16 protein-coding genes and 1 pseudogene are annotated in these 18,152 nt (G+C 71.3%); 13 read left to right on the forward strand and 4 right to left on the reverse strand.

Going from position 1 to position 18,152, the window contains the following annotated elements; genetic code table 11:
* Nucleotides 1–124 precede the first annotated feature (124 nt).
* The 10 genes from rpsB (at nucleotide 125) to ACWGSR_RS21280 (ending at nucleotide 10,601) form a co-directional block, all read left to right on the forward strand.
* Nucleotides 125–1,036: a 30S ribosomal protein S2 gene (gene rpsB / locus ACWGSR_RS21235; protein ID WP_062751994.1), complete on the forward strand. Its 912-nt coding sequence runs from the start codon at nucleotides 125–127 to the stop codon at nucleotides 1,034–1,036.
* A gap of 109 nt (nucleotides 1,037–1,145) precedes the next feature.
* Nucleotides 1,146–1,982, forward strand: coding sequence for a translation elongation factor Ts (gene tsf / locus ACWGSR_RS21240; RefSeq protein ID WP_453568153.1), 837 nt, complete (start codon nucleotides 1,146–1,148; stop codon nucleotides 1,980–1,982).
* A 163-nt stretch (nucleotides 1,983–2,145) separates the two neighbouring features.
* Entirely contained in the window at nucleotides 2,146–2,910 is a 765-nt protein-coding gene (gene pyrH, locus ACWGSR_RS21245; RefSeq protein ID WP_030217948.1) for a UMP kinase, read from the forward strand.
* A gap of 93 nt (nucleotides 2,911–3,003) precedes the next feature.
* Nucleotides 3,004–3,561, forward strand: coding sequence for a ribosome recycling factor (frr, locus tag ACWGSR_RS21250; RefSeq protein ID WP_053646719.1), 558 nt, complete (start codon nucleotides 3,004–3,006; stop codon nucleotides 3,559–3,561).
* A complete protein-coding gene (locus tag ACWGSR_RS21255; RefSeq protein WP_453568155.1) occupies nucleotides 3,561–4,664 on the forward strand; it encodes a phosphatidate cytidylyltransferase in 1,104 nt (367 codons plus the stop codon). Before frr ends, ACWGSR_RS21255 begins: the two co-directional genes overlap by 1 nt.
* 80 nt (nucleotides 4,665–4,744) lie before the next feature.
* On the forward strand, nucleotides 4,745–5,851 hold the full coding sequence (rlmN, locus tag ACWGSR_RS21260) for a 23S rRNA (adenine(2503)-C(2))-methyltransferase RlmN (protein WP_125661713.1): 1,107 nt from the start codon (nucleotides 4,745–4,747) through the stop codon (nucleotides 5,849–5,851).
* Nucleotides 5,852–6,072: 221 nt separating this feature from the next.
* Nucleotides 6,073–7,167 (forward strand): thiamine ABC transporter substrate-binding protein, encoded by a 1,095-nt coding sequence (locus tag ACWGSR_RS21265; protein WP_453568158.1) that lies wholly within the window; start codon nucleotides 6,073–6,075, stop codon nucleotides 7,165–7,167.
* A gap of 38 nt (nucleotides 7,168–7,205) precedes the next feature.
* A complete protein-coding gene (locus ACWGSR_RS21270) occupies nucleotides 7,206–8,819 on the forward strand; it encodes an ABC transporter permease (RefSeq protein WP_453568260.1) in 1,614 nt (537 codons plus the stop codon).
* Nucleotides 8,819–9,847 (forward strand): ABC transporter ATP-binding protein, encoded by a 1,029-nt coding sequence (locus tag ACWGSR_RS21275; RefSeq protein WP_453568160.1) that lies wholly within the window; start codon nucleotides 8,819–8,821, stop codon nucleotides 9,845–9,847. Before ACWGSR_RS21270 ends, ACWGSR_RS21275 begins: the two co-directional genes overlap by 1 nt.
* Before the next feature lie 106 nt (nucleotides 9,848–9,953).
* Complete coding sequence (locus tag ACWGSR_RS21280; RefSeq protein WP_376233405.1) at nucleotides 9,954–10,601, forward strand: dihydrofolate reductase family protein; 648 nt, start codon at nucleotides 9,954–9,956, stop codon at nucleotides 10,599–10,601.
* 62 nt (nucleotides 10,602–10,663) lie between these two features.
* Here ACWGSR_RS21280 and ACWGSR_RS21285 read toward each other — a convergent pair whose 3' ends face one another.
* The 4 genes and pseudogenes from ACWGSR_RS21285 to ACWGSR_RS21300 form a co-directional block, all read right to left on the reverse strand.
* On the reverse strand, nucleotides 10,664–11,821 hold the full coding sequence (locus ACWGSR_RS21285; protein WP_453568162.1) for a hypothetical protein: 1,158 nt from the start codon (nucleotides 11,819–11,821) through the stop codon (nucleotides 10,664–10,666).
* Nucleotides 11,803–12,450, reverse strand: a pseudogene (locus tag ACWGSR_RS21290) (ABC transporter ATP-binding protein); the annotation flags it as partial. The gene ACWGSR_RS21285 and the pseudogene ACWGSR_RS21290, both read right to left, overlap by 19 nt.
* A 317-nt stretch (nucleotides 12,451–12,767) precedes the next feature.
* The gene (locus ACWGSR_RS21295) at nucleotides 12,768–14,147 is read right to left on the reverse strand and encodes an aspartate aminotransferase family protein (protein WP_453568164.1); all 1,380 of its coding nucleotides are present in this window, start codon (nucleotides 14,145–14,147) and stop codon (nucleotides 12,768–12,770) included.
* Entirely contained in the window at nucleotides 14,132–14,623 is a 492-nt protein-coding gene (locus ACWGSR_RS21300) for an Lrp/AsnC family transcriptional regulator (protein WP_366372242.1), read from the reverse strand. Before ACWGSR_RS21300 ends, ACWGSR_RS21295 begins: the two co-directional genes overlap by 16 nt.
* A 205-nt stretch (nucleotides 14,624–14,828) precedes the next feature.
* Between ACWGSR_RS21300 and ACWGSR_RS21305 the strand changes: the two genes are divergently transcribed.
* From ACWGSR_RS21305 to ACWGSR_RS21315, 3 genes are all read left to right on the forward strand, one after another.
* Nucleotides 14,829–16,265 carry a gamma-aminobutyraldehyde dehydrogenase gene (locus ACWGSR_RS21305; RefSeq protein ID WP_376233416.1) on the forward strand — a complete coding sequence of 479 codons (1,437 nt, stop codon included), beginning with the start codon at nucleotides 14,829–14,831 and terminating at the stop codon, nucleotides 16,263–16,265.
* Nucleotides 16,266–16,410: 145 nt separating this feature from the next.
* Nucleotides 16,411–17,577 (forward strand): ABC transporter substrate-binding protein, encoded by a 1,167-nt coding sequence (locus tag ACWGSR_RS21310; RefSeq protein ID WP_376233539.1) that lies wholly within the window; start codon nucleotides 16,411–16,413, stop codon nucleotides 17,575–17,577.
* 12 nt (nucleotides 17,578–17,589) lie between these two features.
* Nucleotides 17,590–18,120 (forward strand): HXXEE domain-containing protein, encoded by a 531-nt coding sequence (locus ACWGSR_RS21315; RefSeq protein ID WP_453568167.1) that lies wholly within the window; start codon nucleotides 17,590–17,592, stop codon nucleotides 18,118–18,120.
* The last annotated feature ends 32 nt before the right edge of the window (nucleotides 18,121–18,152 follow it).

The raw sequence follows: 18,152 nt of genomic DNA on the forward strand, positions 1-18,152 counted from the left end.
TCACCGGGTCGACTTCGCACGCCCCGCCACGGCCCTCAGGCGGTGGCAGCGCCTTTCGGTCCCTCGTGGGCATGGCGCGCCGGGGCGTCAGGAACACAACCGAGAAACCCAAGGAGATACGGCCATGGCCGTCGTCACGATGCGGGAGCTGCTGGAGAGCGGCGTCCACTTCGGTCACCAGACCCGTCGCTGGAACCCGAAGATGAAGCGCTTCATCTTCACCGAGCGCAACGGCATCTACATCATCGACCTGCTCCAGTCGCTGTCGTACATCGACCGCGCCTACGAGTTCGTCAAGGAGACCGTCGCGCACGGCGGCTCCATCATGTTCGTCGGTACGAAGAAGCAGGCCCAGGAGGCCATCGCCGAGCAGGCGACGCGCGTCGGCATGCCGTACGTCAACCAGCGTTGGCTCGGTGGCATGCTCACCAACTTCTCCACCGTCTACAAGCGTCTGCAGCGCCTCAAGGAGCTCGAGCAGATCGACTTCGAGGACGTCGCCGCCTCGGGTCTCACCAAGAAGGAGCTCCTGGTCCTCTCGCGCGAGAAGGCCAAGCTGGAGAAGACCCTCGGTGGTATCCGCGAGATGCAGAAGGTGCCGAGCGCCGTCTGGATCGTCGACACCAAGAAGGAGCACATCGCCGTCGGTGAGGCGCGCAAGCTCCACATCCCGGTCGTCGCGATCCTCGACACCAACTGCGACCCCGACGAGGTCGACTACAAGATCCCGGGCAACGACGACGCGATCCGCTCCGTCACCCTGCTCACCCGCGTGATCGCCGACGCCGTCGCCGAGGGCCTCATCGCCCGCTCCGGCGCCGCGACCGGCGACTCGAAGCCGGGCGAGAAGGCCCAGGGCGAGCCGCTCGCCGAGTGGGAGCGCGACCTGCTCGAGGGTGAGAAGAAGGCCGACGAGACCGAGGCCCCGGCTCCGGCCGCCGCCGAGGCCGCCGAGGTCCAGACCTCCGCCGAGACCGAGAAGGTCGCGGACGCCGAGGCCGCCGACGCTCCGGCCGAGGCCGCCGAGCAGGCCTGACCCTTCAGGACCCAGGTCCTTCGGGTGACGACGGCGGGGGCCCACGAAGCCCCCGCCGTCCTCCCGTGGACCCGCCCGATCTTTCAGACTTCGAGAGAGAAACAGACTCATGGCGAACTACACCGCCGCTGACGTCAAGAAGCTCCGCGAGCTCACCGGCGCCGGCATGATGGACTGCAAGAAGGCCCTGGACGAGGCCGACGGCGACGTCGACAAGGCCGTCGAGGCCCTGCGCATCAAGGGCCAGAAGGGCGTCGCCAAGCGTGAGGGCCGCTCCGCCGAGAACGGCGCCGTGGTCTCCCTCATCGCCGACGACAACACCTCCGGCGTCCTCGTCGAGCTGAAGTGCGAGACGGACTTCGTCGCCAAGGGCGACAAGTTCCTCGCCGTCGCCAACGCGCTCGCCGCCCACGTGGCCGCGACCTCCCCGGCCGACATCGAGGCGCTCCTCGCTTCCGAGATCGAGCCCGGCAAGACCGTGCAGGCCTACGTGGACGAGGCCAACGCCAACCTCGGCGAGAAGATCGTCCTCGACCGCTTCGCGCAGTACGCCGACGGTTTCGTCTCCGCGTACATGCACCGCACCATGCCGGACCTCCCGCCGCAGATCGGTGTCCTCGTCGAGTTCGACAAGGAGAACGCCGAGGTCGCCAAGGGCGTCGCCCAGCACATCGCCGCCTTCGCGCCGAAGTACCTCACCCGTGAGGACGTCCCGGCCGAGGTCGTCGAGTCCGAGCGCCGCATCGCCGAGGAGACCACCCGCGCCGAGGGCAAGCCCGAGGCCGCGATCGCCAAGATCGTCGAGGGTCGCGTCAACGGCTTCTTCAAGGACGCCACGCTGCTCGGCCAGCCGTACGCCCTGGACAACAAGAAGTCCGTCCAGCAGATCCTGGACGAGGCCGGTGTCACCCTGAAGCGCTTCAGCCGCATCAAGGTCGGCATCTGAGTCCGGTCGCGAACGCGACGGACACCGGACCCCGGTAGGGTCTGAAGCAGTCGTCCGCGCCCGCGCAGGACGACCGCAGATCTGACGAGGAGGCCATTGCCGCACGGGATACCGCGAGGATCCAGGGCAATGGCCTCCTTCGTATGTGCACGAGGAGAGCTCCATGAATCAGGGCGCCGTACAGGGCGACGACAACAACGGCAAAAAGGCCGGCCGCTACATGCTGAAACTGTCCGGAGAAGCCTTCTCCGGCGGTACCGGCCTGGGCGTCGACCCCGATGTCGTGCACGCCATCGCGCGTGAGATCGCGGCCGTCGTCCGCGACGGCGCGGAGATCGCGATCGTGATCGGCGGGGGCAACTTCTTCCGCGGCGCCGAGCTCCAGCAGCGCGGCATGGACCGGGCCCGCTCCGACTACATGGGCATGCTCGGCACCGTGATGAACTGCCTCGCCCTCCAGGACTTCCTGGAGAAGGAGGGCATCGACTCCCGCGTCCAGACCGCCATCACCATGGGCCAGGTCGCCGAGCCGTACATCCCGCTGCGCGCCGTGCGCCACCTGGAGAAGGGCCGCGTGGTCATCTTCGGCGCGGGCATGGGCATGCCGTACTTCTCCACGGACACCACCGCCGCCCAGCGCGCCCTGGAGATCGACGCCGAGGCCCTGCTCATGGGCAAGAACGGCGTCGACGGCGTGTACGACTCCGACCCGAAGCGGAACCCCGACGCGGTCAAGTTCGACGCGCTCGAGTACGGCGAGGTGATCGCCCGCGACCTCAAGGTCGCCGACGCCACCGCCGTCACCCTGTGCCGGGACAACAACCTTCCGATCCTCGTCTTCGAACTGCTCGCCGAGGGCAATATCGCGCGCGCGGTGAAGGGTGAGAAGATCGGCACGCTCGTGAGCGACCAGGGCACCCGGGCCTGACCCGAACCGGGAACCGCCCCGCGAGGGGATGGACAGAGCCCTGCCGGTCGTACACCGTGCAGGACACAACGCGACGACACGCAGGAGCAAGTGGTGATCGAAGAGACCCTCCTCGAGGCCGAGGAGAAGATGGAGAAGGCCGTCGTGGTCGCCAAGGAGGACTTCGCCGCGATCCGCACCGGCCGTGCGCACCCGGCGATGTTCAACAAGATCGTGGCGGACTACTACGGCGCCATCACCCCCATCAACCAGCTGGCCTCCTTCTCCGTCCCGGAGCCGCGGATGGCCGTGGTGACCCCGTTCGACAAGAGCGCGCTGCGCAACATCGAGCAGGCGATCCGCGACTCGGACCTCGGCGTCAACCCGAGCAACGACGGCAACATCATCCGGGTGGTGTTCCCCGAGCTGACCGAGGAGCGCCGCCGCGAGTACATCAAGGTCGCCAAGGGCAAGGCCGAGGACTCGAAGATCTCGATCCGCTCGGTGCGCCGCAAGGCCAAGGAGTCCATCGACAAGCTCGTCAAGGACGGCGAGGTCGGCGAGGACGAGGGCCGTCGCGCGGAGAAGGAGCTCGACGACACCACCGCGAAGTACGTCACGCAGGTGGACGAGCTGCTCAAGCACAAGGAAGCCGAGCTGCTCGAGGTCTGATGAACGACTCTTCCTGGGATGCCCCGGCCGGTCACGGCCGCGGGGGACCCCACCAGGGGCCCGTCCCGGCGGGTCCCGCCCACGAGGGGCGTCCGGCGGCGCAGACTCGCCCCATGCCCATCGTGCCCGACGTTCCCGCCGGCGGATTCCAGGACGGTCACGGCCGGGGGGCCGCTCACCCGAGCGGTCCCCTGTTCCGCGACGAGACCCCGCACGAGCACCCGCAGGAGCCCATGTCCAGCCGCACTCCGCCTCCGCCGCCCGCGCCGTCGGCGCCACGGCAGAAGAAGAGTGCGGGGCGGAACCTGGGCGCGGCCATAGGGGTCGGGGTCGGTCTCGGCGCCGTCATCATCGCCTCGCTGTACATCTGGGCGCCGGCGTTCGTCGGGGTGATCGCGATCGCCGTGGTGGTCGGGCTGTGGGAGCTGACCTCCCGGCTCCAGGAGCGCAAGCAGATCAAGGCGCCGCTGGTGCCGCTCGCGGTCGGCGGCGCGGCGATGGTCGTCGCCGGGTACGTGCGCGGGGCCGAGGGCGCCTGGGTCGCGATGGCCCTGACGGCGCTCGCGGTCCTGGTGTGGCGGATGACGGAGCCGCCCGAGGGCTATCTGAAGGACGTCACGGCGGGCGTGTTCGCCGCGTTCTACGTGCCGTTCCTGGCGACGTTCGTGGCGCTGCTGCTGACCGCGGACGACGGTCCGGAGCGGGTCCTCACCTTCCTGATCCTGACGGTGGTCAGCGACACCGGGGCGTACGCGGTCGGCTGGCGCTTCGGCAAGCGCAAGCTGGCGCCGAGGATCAGCCCCGGCAAGACCCGTGAGGGCCTGGTCGGCGCGGTGACGTTCGCGATGGCGGCGGGCGCGCTGTGCATGCAGTTCATGATCGACGACGGGGTCTGGTGGCAGGGCCTGATCCTCGGTCTCGCGGTGGCGGCGAGCGCGACGCTCGGCGACCTCGGCGAGTCGATGATCAAGCGCGACCTGGGCATCAAGGACATGGGCACGCTGCTGCCCGGCCACGGCGGCATCATGGACCGGCTGGACTCGCTGCTGCCGACGGCGCCGGTGGTGTGGTTGCTGCTCGCGCTGTTCGTCGGCACCGGCTGACCTGCGTTTCTTCGGTCGAGGGGCCCGTTGTCCACAGGACGGCGGGTCCCTCTTCGTATCTCTGCGACACTGGTAGCACCATGCCCAAGCCCGGAGAACTCACTTTCGTCGCCCCCCGCGGAGCCAAGAAGCCGCCGCGGCACCTCGCCGACCTCACGCCCGCCGAGCGGAAGGAGGCCGTCGCCGCGATCGGCGAGAAGCCCTTCCGCGCCAAGCAGCTGTCCACGCACTACTTCGCGCGGTACGCGCACGACCCCGCCGAGTGGACCGACATCCCGGCCGCCTCGCGGGAGAAGCTGGCCGGGGAGCTGCTGCCCGACCTGATGTCCGTGGTGCGGCACATCTCGTGCGACGACGACACCACCCGCAAGACCCTGTGGCGGCTGCACGACGGCACGCTCGTGGAGTCGGTGCTCATGCGCTACCCGGACCGGGTCACCATGTGCATCTCCTCGCAGGCCGGCTGCGGGATGAACTGCCCGTTCTGCGCGACCGGGCAGGCCGGTCTCGACCGGAACCTGTCGACCGCCGAGATCGTGCACCAGATCGTCGACGGCATGCGGGCCCTGCGCGACGGCGAGGTCCCCGGCGGCCCGGCCCGGCTTTCGAACATCGTGTTCATGGGCATGGGCGAGCCGCTCGCCAACTACAAGCGGGTCGTCGGCGCCATCCGCCGCCTCACCGACCCCGAGCCGGACGGCCTGGGCCTGTCCCAGCGCGGCATCACCGTCTCCACCGTCGGACTCGTGCCCGCGATGCTGCGCTTCGCCGACGAGGGCTTCAAGTGCCGGCTCGCGGTCTCCCTGCACGCCCCGGACGACGAGCTGCGCGACACCCTCGTGCCCGTCAACACGCGCTGGAAGGTCCGGGAGGTCCTCGACGCCGCCTGGGAGTACGCGGAGAAGTCCGGACGCCGGATCTCCATCGAGTACGCCCTCATCCGGGACATCAACGACCAGGCCTGGCGCGGCGACCTGCTCGGCCGGCTGCTCAAGGGCAAGCGGGTGCACGTCAACCTGATCCCGCTGAACCCGACGCCCGGGTCGAAGTGGACGGCGTCGCGTCCGGAGGACGAGAAGGCCTTCGTGGAGGCGATCGCGCGGCACGGGGTGCCGGTGACCGTGCGGGACACCCGAGGTCAGGAGATCGACGGTGCCTGTGGACAGCTGGCCGCCGCCGAACGCTGAGCTTGTACCCTGAGCTCGAACACATCTCCATATTCCGACAGGGGAGCGCCACAGCGCTGAGAGTGCGGTGTCCGTCAGACCGCAGACCCTCTGAACCTCGCCCAGGTCATTCTGGGTAGGAAGTTCGGTCGTAACTCAAGCTGTTGCGCCCTGCCCGCGTCCGGTCCGCCGGTCGCGGGCGGGGCCGCGTCTCTTCCTGGTCACACCCAGGAGGAATCTCAGTGAGCACCAAGAAGACGGCCGCCGTCGCGCTCGTCGCGGCGCTGGGCGTCACGACCCTCGCCGCCTGCGGCACCGACGACGTCCGCGAGGCCGCCGGCAAGACCGGCACGCCCGCGCCGAAGACCGTGACGCTGGTGAGCCACGACTCGTTCAACGCCTCCAAGGAGGTGCTGGCCGAGTTCACGGAGCAGACCGGGTTCACCGTCAAGGTCCTCAAGGCCGGCGACGCCGGCGAGGCCGTCAACAAGGAGATCCTGACCAAGGGCTCCCCGCAGGGCGACGTCTTCTTCGGCGTCGACAACACCCTCCTGTCCCGCGCCCTCGACAACGGCATCTTCGTGCCGTACGAGGCGAAGGGCCTGGACGGGATCCCGGCGGAGTACCGGCTCGACAAGGAGAACCGGGTCACCCCGATCGACTCCGGCGACATCTGCGTCAACTACGACAAGAAGTACTTCGCCGACAAGAAGCTGGCGCCGCCGGTGACCTTCGACGACCTGGCGAAGCCCGCGTACAAGGACCTGCTCGTCGTCGAGAACCCGGAGCGCTCCTCCCCGGGCCTCGGCTTCCTCCTCGGCACGGCCGCGAAGTACGGCGACGACGGCTGGCAGGACTACTGGAAGAAGCTCAAGGCCAACGGCGTGAAGACCGTCGACAGCTGGGAGCTCGCCTACAACCAGGAGTTCTCCGGCTCGGCCGGCGGCAAGAAGGCCAAGGGCGACCGGCCGCTGGTCGTGTCGTACGCCTCCAGCCCGCCGGTCGAGGTGCTGTACGGCGAGCCGCAGCCGAAGGTCGCCCCGACCGGGGTGTCCACGGGGACGTGCTTCCGGCAGACGGAGTTCGCGGGCCTGCTGAACGGGGCGAAGAACCCCGAGGGCGGCAAGGCGCTGATCGACTTCCTGATCTCGAAGAAGTTCCAGGAGGACATGCCGCTCCAGATGTTCGTCAACCCGGTGGCGAAGGGCGCGGTGCTGCCGGAGCTGTTCACCAAGCACGGCGTGGTCGTGGAGAAGCCGGAGACGATGGAGCCCGGGAAGATCGCCGAGAAGCGCGACGCGTGGATCCAGCAGTGGTCGTCGCTCGTCCTGAAGTAAGGCGCGACCCGCGCGGGAACGCGGCGCGGCTGGGGCTGATGGCCCTGCCCGTCGCGTTCTTCGCGGTGTTCTTCGCGTGGCCCGTCGTGTCCATCGTGGACCGGGGCCTGCGGCCGGGCGGCGACTGGCGGTTCGGCCGGATCGGCGAGGTGCTGTCCCGGCCGGACATCCTGGACGTGCTCGGCTTCACGGCCTGGCAGGCGCTCGCCTCCACCGGCCTCACCCTGCTCGTCGCCCTGCCCGGCGCGTACGTCTTCGCCCGCTTCGACTTCCCCGGCAAGAGCGTCCTGCGGGCCGTGGTCACGGTGCCGTTCGTGCTGCCCACCGTCCTGGTCGGCACGGCGTTCCTGGCCCTGGTCGGCCGGAACGGGCTCACGGACGAGCTGTGGGGGCTGCGGCTCGACACCGGCGTGTGGGCGATCCTCCTCGCCCACGTCTTCTTCAACTACGCGGTCGTCGTCCGGACCGTCGGCGGCCTCTGGTCGCAGCTCGACCCGCGCCAGGAGGAGGCCGCCCGGGTCCTCGGCGCCTCGCGCTTCACGGCCTGGCGGACGGTGACGCTGCCCGCGCTCGTCCCGGCCGTGTCGGCGGCGTCCCTGATGGTCTTCCTCTTCACCTTCACCTCCTTCGGCGTCGTGCAGATCCTCGGCGGGGACGCGTACACGACCCTGGAGGCGGAGATCTACCGGCAGACCGCCCGGCTGCTCGACCTGTCGACGGCGGCGGTGCTGACCCTGGTGCAGTTCGTCGCGGTCGGCGCGATCCTCGCCGTGCACGCGTGGACGGTACGGAGGCGGGAGGCGGCGCTGCGGCTCGTACCGCCGGAGCGGACCGCGCGCCGGCCGCGCGGCGCCGGGCAGTGGGCGCTGCTCGGCGGCGTCCTCCTCTCGGTGGCCCTGCTGATCCTGCTGCCCCTCGGCGTGCTCGTGGAGCGGTCGTTCGCCGGCCCCGGGGGGTACGGGCTCGGCTACTACCGGGCGCTCGGCTCGCTCGACGAGAGCGGGACCTTCCTGGTGCCGCCCCTGGAGGCGATCGGGAACTCGCTGCGGTACGCGGTGGCCGCCACCGCCATCGCCGTCGTGATCGGCGGCCTCGCGGCGGCGGCGCTCACCCGGCGGGCCGGGAGGCTCGTCCGGGGCTTCGACGCGCTGCTCATGCTGCCGCTCGGGGTCTCCGCCGTCACCGTCGGCTTCGGCTTCCTCATCACGCTCGACGAGCCGCCGTTCGACCTGCGGGCCAGCTGGATCCTGGTCCCGCTCGCGCAGGCCCTCGTCGGCGTCCCCTTCGTCGTCCGGACGATGCTGCCGGTCCTGCGCGCGGTGGACGAGCGGCTGCGGGAGGCGGCGGCCGTGCTCGGCGCCTCGCCGTGGCGGGCCTGGCGGGAGGTGGACCTGCCGCTGGTGCGGCGGGCGCTGCTCATCGCGGCCGGGTTCGCGTTCGCCGTCTCTCTCGGCGAGTTCGGCGCGACCGTGTTCATCGCCCGGCCCGACAGCCCGACGCTGCCGGTCGCGGTCGCCCGGCTGCTCGGCCGGCCCGGCGAGCTCAACTACGGCCAGGCGATGGCCCTCTCGACGATTCTGATGGTGGTGTGCGCGGTGTCCCTGCTGCTGCTCGAACGACTCCGCACCGACCGGACCTCCGGGGAGTTCTGATGCTGAGACTCGACGGGGCGACCGTACGGTTCGGGGCGCGGGCCGTGCTCGACGCCGTGGACCTGGAGGTCGCCGACCACGAGACCGTGTGCGTCCTCGGCCCCAGCGGCAGCGGCAAGTCCACGCTGCTGCGGGCCGTCGCGGGCCTCCAGCCGCTCGACGGCGGCCGGGTGCTCCTCGACGGCGCCGACCAGACCGGGGTGCCGACGCACCGGCGGGGCGTCGGGCTGATGTTCCAGGACCACCAGCTCTTCCCGCAGCGGGACGTCGGCGGCAACGTCGCCTTCGGACTGCGGATGCGGGGGGACGGGAGGGCCGAGCGGACGGAGCGGGTGCGGGAGCTGCTCGACCTCGTCGGCCTGCCGGGCGCCGAGCGGCGGTCCGTCGCCGCGCTCTCCGGCGGCGAGCAGCAGCGGGTGGCGCTGGCCCGGGCGCTCGCGCCCCGGCCCCGGCTCCTCATGCTCGACGAGCCCCTCGGCCAGCTCGACCGGGGCCTGCGGGAACGGCTCGTCGTGGAGCTGCGGCAGCTCTTCGGGCGGCTCGGGACGACGGTCCTCGCCGTCACCCACGACCAGGGCGAGGCCTTCGCGCTCGCCGACCGGGTCGTGGTCATGCGGGACGGGCGGATCGCCCAGTCGGGGACGCCCGTCGAGGTGTGGCGCCGTCCGGCCTCCGAGTTCGTCGCCCGCTTCCTCGGCTTCGACAACGTGGTGGCCGCCCGGGTCACCGGGACGGTCGCGGAGACCGCCTGGGGGAGGGTCCCGGTGCCGGAGGGCTCCCCGCAGGGCGAGCGGCGGCTCCTGGTGCGCCCCGGTGGGGTGCGACCGGTCCCCGCCGGGGACGGGCCGGCCTGGACGGTGGAGTCCCGGACCTTCCGGGGCAGCCGCGTCGTCGTACGGCTCCGCCCGGCCGGCGGCCCGCCCCTGGAGGCCGAACTCCCGCTGCGGGACGCGCCGGACGAGGGCGCGGAGACGGGGATCGCCTTCCGGACCGAGGACGTGGTGGTGCTGGGCGACGACACGCCGTAGGGCGTGTGCCGGACCGATGAGTTCCGCCCGCCGGTGGAGTCTCCTGTACGTACGGCCGCTTACGGCCACGTACGGCGTTCTCCGCCGACCGCACGGGAGGAACACCATGGGGCAGCTGCTCAGGGTCCAGAACTTCAACGTCTCGTCCGACGGCTACGGCGCCGGGGAGGGCCAGAGCCTCGAACGGCCCTTCGGGCACGCGGACCCGGAGGCGATGTTCGCCTGGGCCGGTGCCACGGCGAGCTGGCCCCGGCGCACCGACCCCGGCGGCAGCCGGGGCCTCGACGACTACCTGACGCGGGACTACGGGCGGAACATCGGCGCCGAGATCATGGGCCGCAACAAGTTCGGGCCCCAGCGCGGGCCCTGGCGGGACCACGAGTGGCGCGGCTGGTGGGGCGACGAGCCGCCGTTCCACACGCCGGTGTTCGTCCTGACCCACCACCCGCGCCCCTCGATCGCGCTCGGCGACACCACGTTCCACTTCCTCGACGCCGACCCGGCCACCGCCCTCGCGACGGCGCGGGAGGCGGCGGACGGCAAGGACGTGCGGCTCGGCGGCGGGGCCGCCACCATCCGGGAGTTCCTCGACGCCGGCCTCGTCGACGCCCTGCACGTCGCGGTCTCGCCGGTGGAGCTCGGCGCCGGGTCGCGCCTCTGGGAGTCGTCCGACGAACTCCTCGACCGGTACCACCGCGACGTCGTGCCCAGTCCGGGCGGCACGGTCACGCACCACCTGTTCTGGCGGAGGTGAGCGCGGGGCCCGGACGGGGCCGGGTCACCCTTTGGGGGCAGCGCCGCCGGTACGGGTCAGGGTCACCCCTTCAGCGGCAGCGCCGCCAGTTCCGCCACCGCCCACGTCAGCGGGAGGAAGACGGCGAGCAGGACCCCGGTGCGCGCGAGGGCCGCCGTGCGGAGGGTCGCGGGCGGGGCGCCGACGCGGAGGAGGGCCTCGGTGACGGGCGCGCGGCCCTGCCGGGACTCCAGGGCCGCGGTCAGGAGCGTGGCGCAGGTGCAGGCCAGGATCAGGGTGGCGCCCAGGCCGGTGAGCGGCCCGAAGGCGTCGGAGCCCGTGTCCGACCCGTACAGCGAGGCCGCCGCGAGCAGGCCGGAGAGCACCGCGCAGACCACGCCGAGCGGCCGGCCGATGCGGCGGGCCTCGGTCATCAGGACGCGGCCCGCGAGCAGCCGGACGGCGCCCGGGCGGACCGCCTGGAGGAGGCGTCCGCAGCCGTGGACGAGGGCGGGGCCCGCCGTCGCGAGGCCGATCGCGGTGAGGACCCAGCCGGCCAGGACGGCCGCCGGGCTGCCGTCGAAGCGGCCCGGCAGCGGGAGGCCGCCCCCGCCGCTTCCCCGGCCCGCGTACGTCTCGACCGCGAGGCCGATCGCGACCAGGGCGACGACCCACGGCAGTCCGGAGGGCATGCCCTCGTCCTCGCCCCCGACGTCCTCCGCAGGTGGCGCGGGGCGCGGGCGCAGGGCCAGGGCCGCGGCCGCGGAGGCGGTCACGGGGACGACCGCGAGCAGGGTGAGGACGGCCGCGAGCGGCACCGGCCGGTCGGCGGCGAGCAGCCCGGAGGCCGCCCCGTCGAAGGGCAGGCCCGTGAGGTCGCCGCGCAGGTGCAGGTAGAGCAGGAGCGCGACCGCGGAGCCGAGCGTGCAGGTGACGGCCGTCGAGGCGGCGGCGAGCAGGGTGAGCCGGGTCGGTCCGACGCCGATCGCGGAGAGTCCGGGGCGCGGCCGGGTGCTGGGGTCGGTCCGGGCCACCGCGACCGCGAACTGGACGGTGGCGGCGAGCGGCAGGACGCACCAGAGGAGCCGGAGCGTCGAGGCCGAGGCCTGTTCCGGGTGTCCGAGGGCGTGGCCGAGGGTGCAGAGCAGGAGGAAGCCCACCCCGGCGGACGCGGCGGCGACGAGCAGCCGGCGCGCCAGGACGAGGGGGTGGGCGCCCCGGGTCAGACGGAGAGCGAGCACGCGGCGACGCCCTCCGCCCCGGTCGCCGGGGGTACGGTGCCGGCCCGGCGCCCGTCGAGGAGCGCGACCGTCCGGTCGGCGAGCGCCGCGACCTCGGCGTCGTGGGTGGCGAGGAGCATGGTGATGCCGTGCGAGCGGGCGGCGGCCGTCAGGGTGCGCAGCACCTGGGCGCCGTCGGCGCGGTGCAGGGAGGCGGTGGGCTCGTCGGCGAAGAGCACCGGGGGAGTGGTGACGAGGGCGCGGGCGACGGCGATCCGCTGGCCCTGCGACCGGGTGAGGGCGCCCGGCCGCTTGCGGGCGCAGGCCCCGGCGTCGAGCCGGTCCAGCCACTCCAGGGCCGCGGTCTTCGCGGCGCGGCGGGAGACGCCGCGCAGCAGCAGGGGCAGGGCGGTGTTCTCCCAGCCGGTGAGTTCGGGGACGAGGTCGGGCTCGGGGCCGATCCAGCCGAAGCGCTCGCGGCGGAGCCGTTCGCGCTGGGCGGGGCCCAGGGTGTGCACGGGACCGCTGTTGAACCAGACCTCGCCCTCCCGGGGGACGAGCTGGCCGGAGAGACAGCGCAGGAGGGTGGTCTTGCCGCTGCCCCGGGGGCCGGTCAGGGCGAGGATCTCGCCCTCGCGGACGCCGAGGGAGACGCCGCTGAGGGCCTCCGAGCCGCCCAGGGTGCAGTGCAGGGAACGCGCCCAGAGCACGTCGTTGTCCGGTGGGGCCATCGCGTACACCTCTGTCGATCCGATCTGTGTCCCCCGTACGGAGGGGTTTCCCCCGTACGGGTGAACGAAGGACGGGCCTGTCGGTCACTCGGCACCGTAAGTATTCGGATCGGTTCGTAGGGACAGCACACGGCCCGGGCCGCCGTCATCCACTCGGATGGCGGGCAGACCCGGGCCGTGGTGTCACGCCGTGAGGGCGGCGTGATGCTGCGGGAGCCCTTGCGGCTCGCGAGGTCCTACAGCTTGGTCCACGCCTCGGTGAGCACCGAGCGCAGGATGCCTTCGATCTCGTCGAAGGTGCCCTGGTCGGCGATCAGCGGCGGGGCCAGCTGGATGACCGGGTCGCCGCGGTCGTCGGCACGGCAGTACAGGCCGTTCTCGAACAGCGCCTTGGAGAGGAAGCCGTAGAGGACGCGCTCGGTCTCCTCGTCCGTGAAGGACTCCTTGGTGACCTTGTCCTTGACGAGCTCGATGCCGTAGAAGAAGCCGTTGCCGCGGACGTCGCCGACGATCGGCAGGTCGTGCAGCTTCTTCAGCGTCGAGAAGAAGGCGTCCTCGTTGTCCAGGACGTGCTGGTTGAGGCCCTCCTTGTCGAAGATGTCGAGGTTGGCGATGGCGACCGCCGACGACACCGGGTGGCCGCCGAAGGTGTAGCCGTGCAGGAAGGTGTTGTCGCCCTTGTAGAACGGCTCCGCGATGCGGTCGGAGACGATGCAGGCGCCGATCGGGGAGTAGCCCGAGGTCATGCCCTTGGCGCAGGTGATCATGTCCGGGACGTAGCCGAACTTGTCGCAGGCGAACATCGTGCCGAGGCGGCCGAAGGCGCAGATCGTCTCGTCGGAGACGAGCAGCACGTCGTACTGGTCGCAGATCTCGCGGACCCGCTGGAAGTACCCGGGCGGCGGCGGGAAGCAGCCGCCGGCGTTCTGCACCGGCTCCAGGAAGACGGCGGCGACGGTCTCGGGGCCCTCGAAGAGGATCTGCTGCTCGATCTGGTCGGCGGCCCAGCGGCCGAAGGCCTCGGGGTCGTCGCCGTGGATCGGGGCGCGGTAGATGTTGGTGTTCGGCACCTTGTGCGCGCCGGGGACCAGCGGCTCGAAGGGGGCCTTGAGGGCCGGCAGACCGGTGATGGACAGGGCGCCCTGCGGGGTGCCGTGGTAGGCGACGGCGCGCGAGATGACCTTGTACTTGGTGTGCTTGCCCTGCAGCTTGAAGTACTGCTTGGCGAGCTTCCAGGCGGTCTCGACGGCCTCTCCGCCACCGGTGGTGAAGAAGACCTTGTTCAGGTCGCCCGGGGCGTAGTCCGCGAGGCGCTCGGCCAGCTCGACGGCCTTGGGGTGCGCGTACGACCACACGGGGAAGAACGCGAGCTCCTGGGCCTGCTTGTACGCGACCTCGGCCAGCTCCCGGCGGCCGTGTCCGGCGTTGACCACGAAGAGGCCCGCGAGGCCGTCGAGGTAGCGCTTGCCCTTGTCGTCGAAGATGTAGGTGCCCTCACCACGCACGATGGTGGGAACGGGCGAGTTCTCGTACGACGACATGCGGGTGAAGTGCATCCACAGGTGGTCGTACGCGGTCTTGGAGAGGTCCTTGCTCACGGCTATCGGGTTCCCCACATATAGGTCTGCTTCTTGAGCTTGAGGTAGACGAAGCTCTCGGTGGAGCGCACGCCGGGGAGGGTGCGGATGCGCTTGTTGATCACATCCAGCAGGTGGTCGTCGTCCTCACAGACGATCTCCACCATCAGGTCGAAGGAGCCCGCGGTCATCACCACGTACTCGCATTCCGCCATGGACGTCAGCGCCTCCGCAACCGGATCGAGGTCGCCCTCGACGTTGATGCCGACCATCGCCTGCCGCCGGAAGCCCACGGTGAGCGGGTCGGTGACGGCGACGATCTGCATGACGCCCTGGTCGAGCAGCTTCTGGACGCGCTGCCGCACGGCGGCTTCGGAGAGGCCGACGGCCTTGCCGATCGCCGCGTAGGGACGGCGACCGTCCTCCTGGAGCTGTTCGATGATCGCCAGGGAGACGGCGTCGATCGTCGGGGACGAACCGGTTCCGGTTCTGGAGTCTGCGCTTCGACTGGCCACACCTCACTCTGCACCGAGACTCGTCGGTTTTGCAACCCGGGAGCGATGTAATTCGTTGTGAAGGGCTCTCGATGTCACTGAATCCGAAGTTGTGGGGGGTCGGGCCTGTTGAAACCGTCAGCCGAGCGATTAGGCTGGGGTGTCTCACCCATCGGGACAGCGCACGAGGACGTGCGAAGTCAGAACGTGACAGGAGGGGTGGCAAGTGACCACCGAGCTGCGCCGGCTGCGTAACTACATCAACGGGGAGTTCCGTGACGCGGCCGACGGCCGCACGATCGACGTGATCAACCCGGCCACCGGCGAGGCGTACGCGACCTCCCCGCTCTCCGGCCAGGCCGACGTCGACGCCGCCATGGAGGCCGCCGCGGCCGCCTTCCCCGCCTGGCGCGACACCACTCCGGCCGAGCGCCAGAAGGTACTCCTCAAGATCGCGGACGCCTTCGAGGAGCGCGCCGAGGACCTGATCGCCGCCGAGGTCGAGAACACCGGCAAGCCGATCGCCCTCACCGCGAGCGAGGAGATCCCGCCGATGGTGGACCAGATCCGCTTCTTCGCGGGTGCCGCCCGGCTCCTGGAGGGCCGCTCGGCCGGCGAGTACATGGAGGGCCTGACCTCCATCGTCCGCCGCGAGCCCGTCGGCGTCTGCGCCCAGGTCGCGCCCTGGAACTACCCGATGATGATGGGCGTCTGGAAGTTCGCCCCGGCCCTCGCCGCGGGCAACACCGTCGTCCTCAAGCCCTCGGACACGACCCCCGCGTCGACCGTCCTGATGGCCGAGATCATCGGGCAGATCGTCCCCAAGGGCGTCTTCAACGTCGTCTGCGGCGACCGCGACACCGGCCGCGCGATGGTCGAGCACCCGACCCCCGCCATGGCCTCCATCACCGGCTCCGTCCGCGCCGGCATGCAGGTCGCCGAGTCGGCCGCCAAGGACGTCAAGCGCGTCCACCTGGAGCTGGGCGGCAAGGCCCCCGTCGTCGTCTTCGAGGACGTCGACATCGACAAGGCCGTCGAGGACATCTCCGTGGCCGGCTTCTTCAACGCCGGCCAGGACTGTACGGCCGCCACCCGCGTCCTGGTCCACGAGTCGATCCACGACGAGTTCGTCTCCGCCCTCGCCAAGGCCGCCGCCGGCACCAAGACCGGCCAGCCGGACGACGAGGACGTGCTGTACGGCCCGCTCAACAACGCCAACCAGCTCAAGCAGGTCTCCGGCTTCATCGACCGCCTCCCGGCCCATGCCAAGGTCGAGGCCGGCGGGCAGCGCGTCGGCGACAAGGGCTACTTCTACGCCCCGACCGTCGTCTCCGGCCTCAAGCAGGACGACGAGATCGTCCAGAACGAGGTCTTCGGCCCGGTCATCACCGTCCAGTCCTTCACGGACGAGGCCCAGGCCCTGGAGTACGCCAACGGCGTCGAGTACGCCCTCGCCTCCTCCGTCTGGACCAAGGACCACGCGCGCGCGATGCGCATGTCCAAGGCCCTCGACTTCGGCTGCGTGTGGATCAACACCCACATCCCGCTGGTCGCCGAGATGCCCCACGGCGGCTTCAAGAAGTCCGGCTACGGCAAGGACCTCTCCGGCTACGGCTTCGAGGACTACACCCGGATCAAGCACGTCATGACCTCCCTCGGCTGATCCGCCGACCGGCCCTCCACGCGGCCCCGACACCCCGGTCGACAGGGTGTCGGGGCCGCGCCGCGTCACCCGGACGGAGCGTCCATTGCCGCGGGCGGCGACCGGCCGGGATGCTGCCCTGATGAGAGCGACAGCCAGGAAGAACATGTCCCGCCGGTCCCTGCTGCGCGGCATCGGCGGTGCCGGGACCGCCGCCCTGCTCGCCGGGTGCGGGGTGCCCGCCGCCTTCGTGGAGGAGGGCGACCGGGCCGCCGCCCGGGACCTCTCGGCCCGCGACCGGATCCTCGACTTCGCCAACTGGCCGCTCTACATCGACACCGACGAGGACGACGAGTCCCGCCGCCCCACCCTGGACGCCTTCCGGAAGCGGACCGGGATATCCGTCCGCTACACCGAGGAGATCAACGACAACGACGAGTTCTTCGGCAAGATCAGCCCCTCCCTGATGAACCACCAGGAGACCGGGCGCGACCTGATCGTCCTCAGCGACTGGATGGCCGCCCGCTTCGTCCGGCTCGGCTGGGTCCAGGAGATGGACCGCGCCGCCCAGCCGAACGTCGCGGCCCACCTCGACCCGCAGCTGCGCTCGCCCGCCTTCGACCCCGGCCGGCTGCACACCGTCCCCTGGCAGTCCGGCATCACCGGCATCGCGTACAACCGCCGGAAGCTGGGCCGGGAGCTGCGCTCGGTGAAGGAGCTGTGGGCCGACGACCTGCGCGGGAAGGTCACCCTGCTGTCCGGGCTCGACGAGTCCTTCGCCCTGCTGATGATGGGCGAGGGCGTCGACGTGACCCGCTGGAAGGAGGACGACTTCCACGCCCTGTGCGAGCGGGTCGAGCGGCTCGTCCGCGCCAAGCACATCCGCCGCTTCACCGGCAACGACTACATCAAGGACCTCTCCTCCGGCGACGTCCTGGCCTGCCAGGCGTACTCCGGCGACGTCATCCAGCTCCGGGCCGACAACCCGGACATCGAGTTCGTCGTCCCCGAGGAGGGCGCCGAACTCTGGGCCGAGTCCCTCATGGTCCCCAACCTCGCCCGGCACAAGTCCAACGCCGAGAAGCTGGTCGACCACTACTACGAGCCCGAGGTCGCCGCCGGACTCGCCGCCTGGGTCAACTACGTCTGTCCCGTGCCGGCCGCGCAGCAGGTCCTCGCGGACTCCGGCGACGAGGAGCTCGCCGCGCTCGCCGAGGACCCGCTGATCTTCCCGGACCCGGCCATGCGGAGCCGGCTCGCCATCGCCCGGGACGTCACCGCCGAGGAGCGCCTGACCTTCGCGAAGAAGTGGAACTCGATCGTGGGACTGTGAGTTGGACCGGGCATGACGGAGACGCGCCTCAACCCCCTTGTCACCTACGGCCTGTTCCTCGCCTGGGCCGTCCACGACGCCGAGGAGCTCGCGTACGGACCGGGCTGGCTCCGAGAGAACCTGCCCGCCCTGCGCGAGCGGTTCCCCGGGGTGCCGGAGGGGGTGTGGCGGGCGGCCGGGAAGATCGACGCGCGCGAATTCGCCGCGGCCGTGGGGGTGATGGGCGTGATCGTCGGCGCCGCCGCCGTGGCCGGGGCGCGCTCCGGCGGGCGTTCCGCCTTCTACCAGGGCGCGGTCGACGGCTTCGGGCTGCACGGCCTCGTCCACCTCGCGCAGGCGGCGGCCGTGCGCGGCCGGACGCCCGGCTCGGTCACCTCGCCGCTCGTGGTGATCCCCTTCTCCCTGTGGGCACGCGGCCGGCTGCGCCGCGCCGGGGTGCTGCGGCCCGCCAGGGCCCGGGACGCGGTGGCGGGGCTCGTCCTCGCGGCCGGGGCGACCGTGGTCGCGCACGGTGCGGGACGGCGGCTGGTCCGTGCTTTTTGAACGCGTTCCAAAAAACGCCACCCCCGCTTTTG

It is taken from the genome of Streptomyces sp. NPDC055632 (assembly GCF_053618675.1).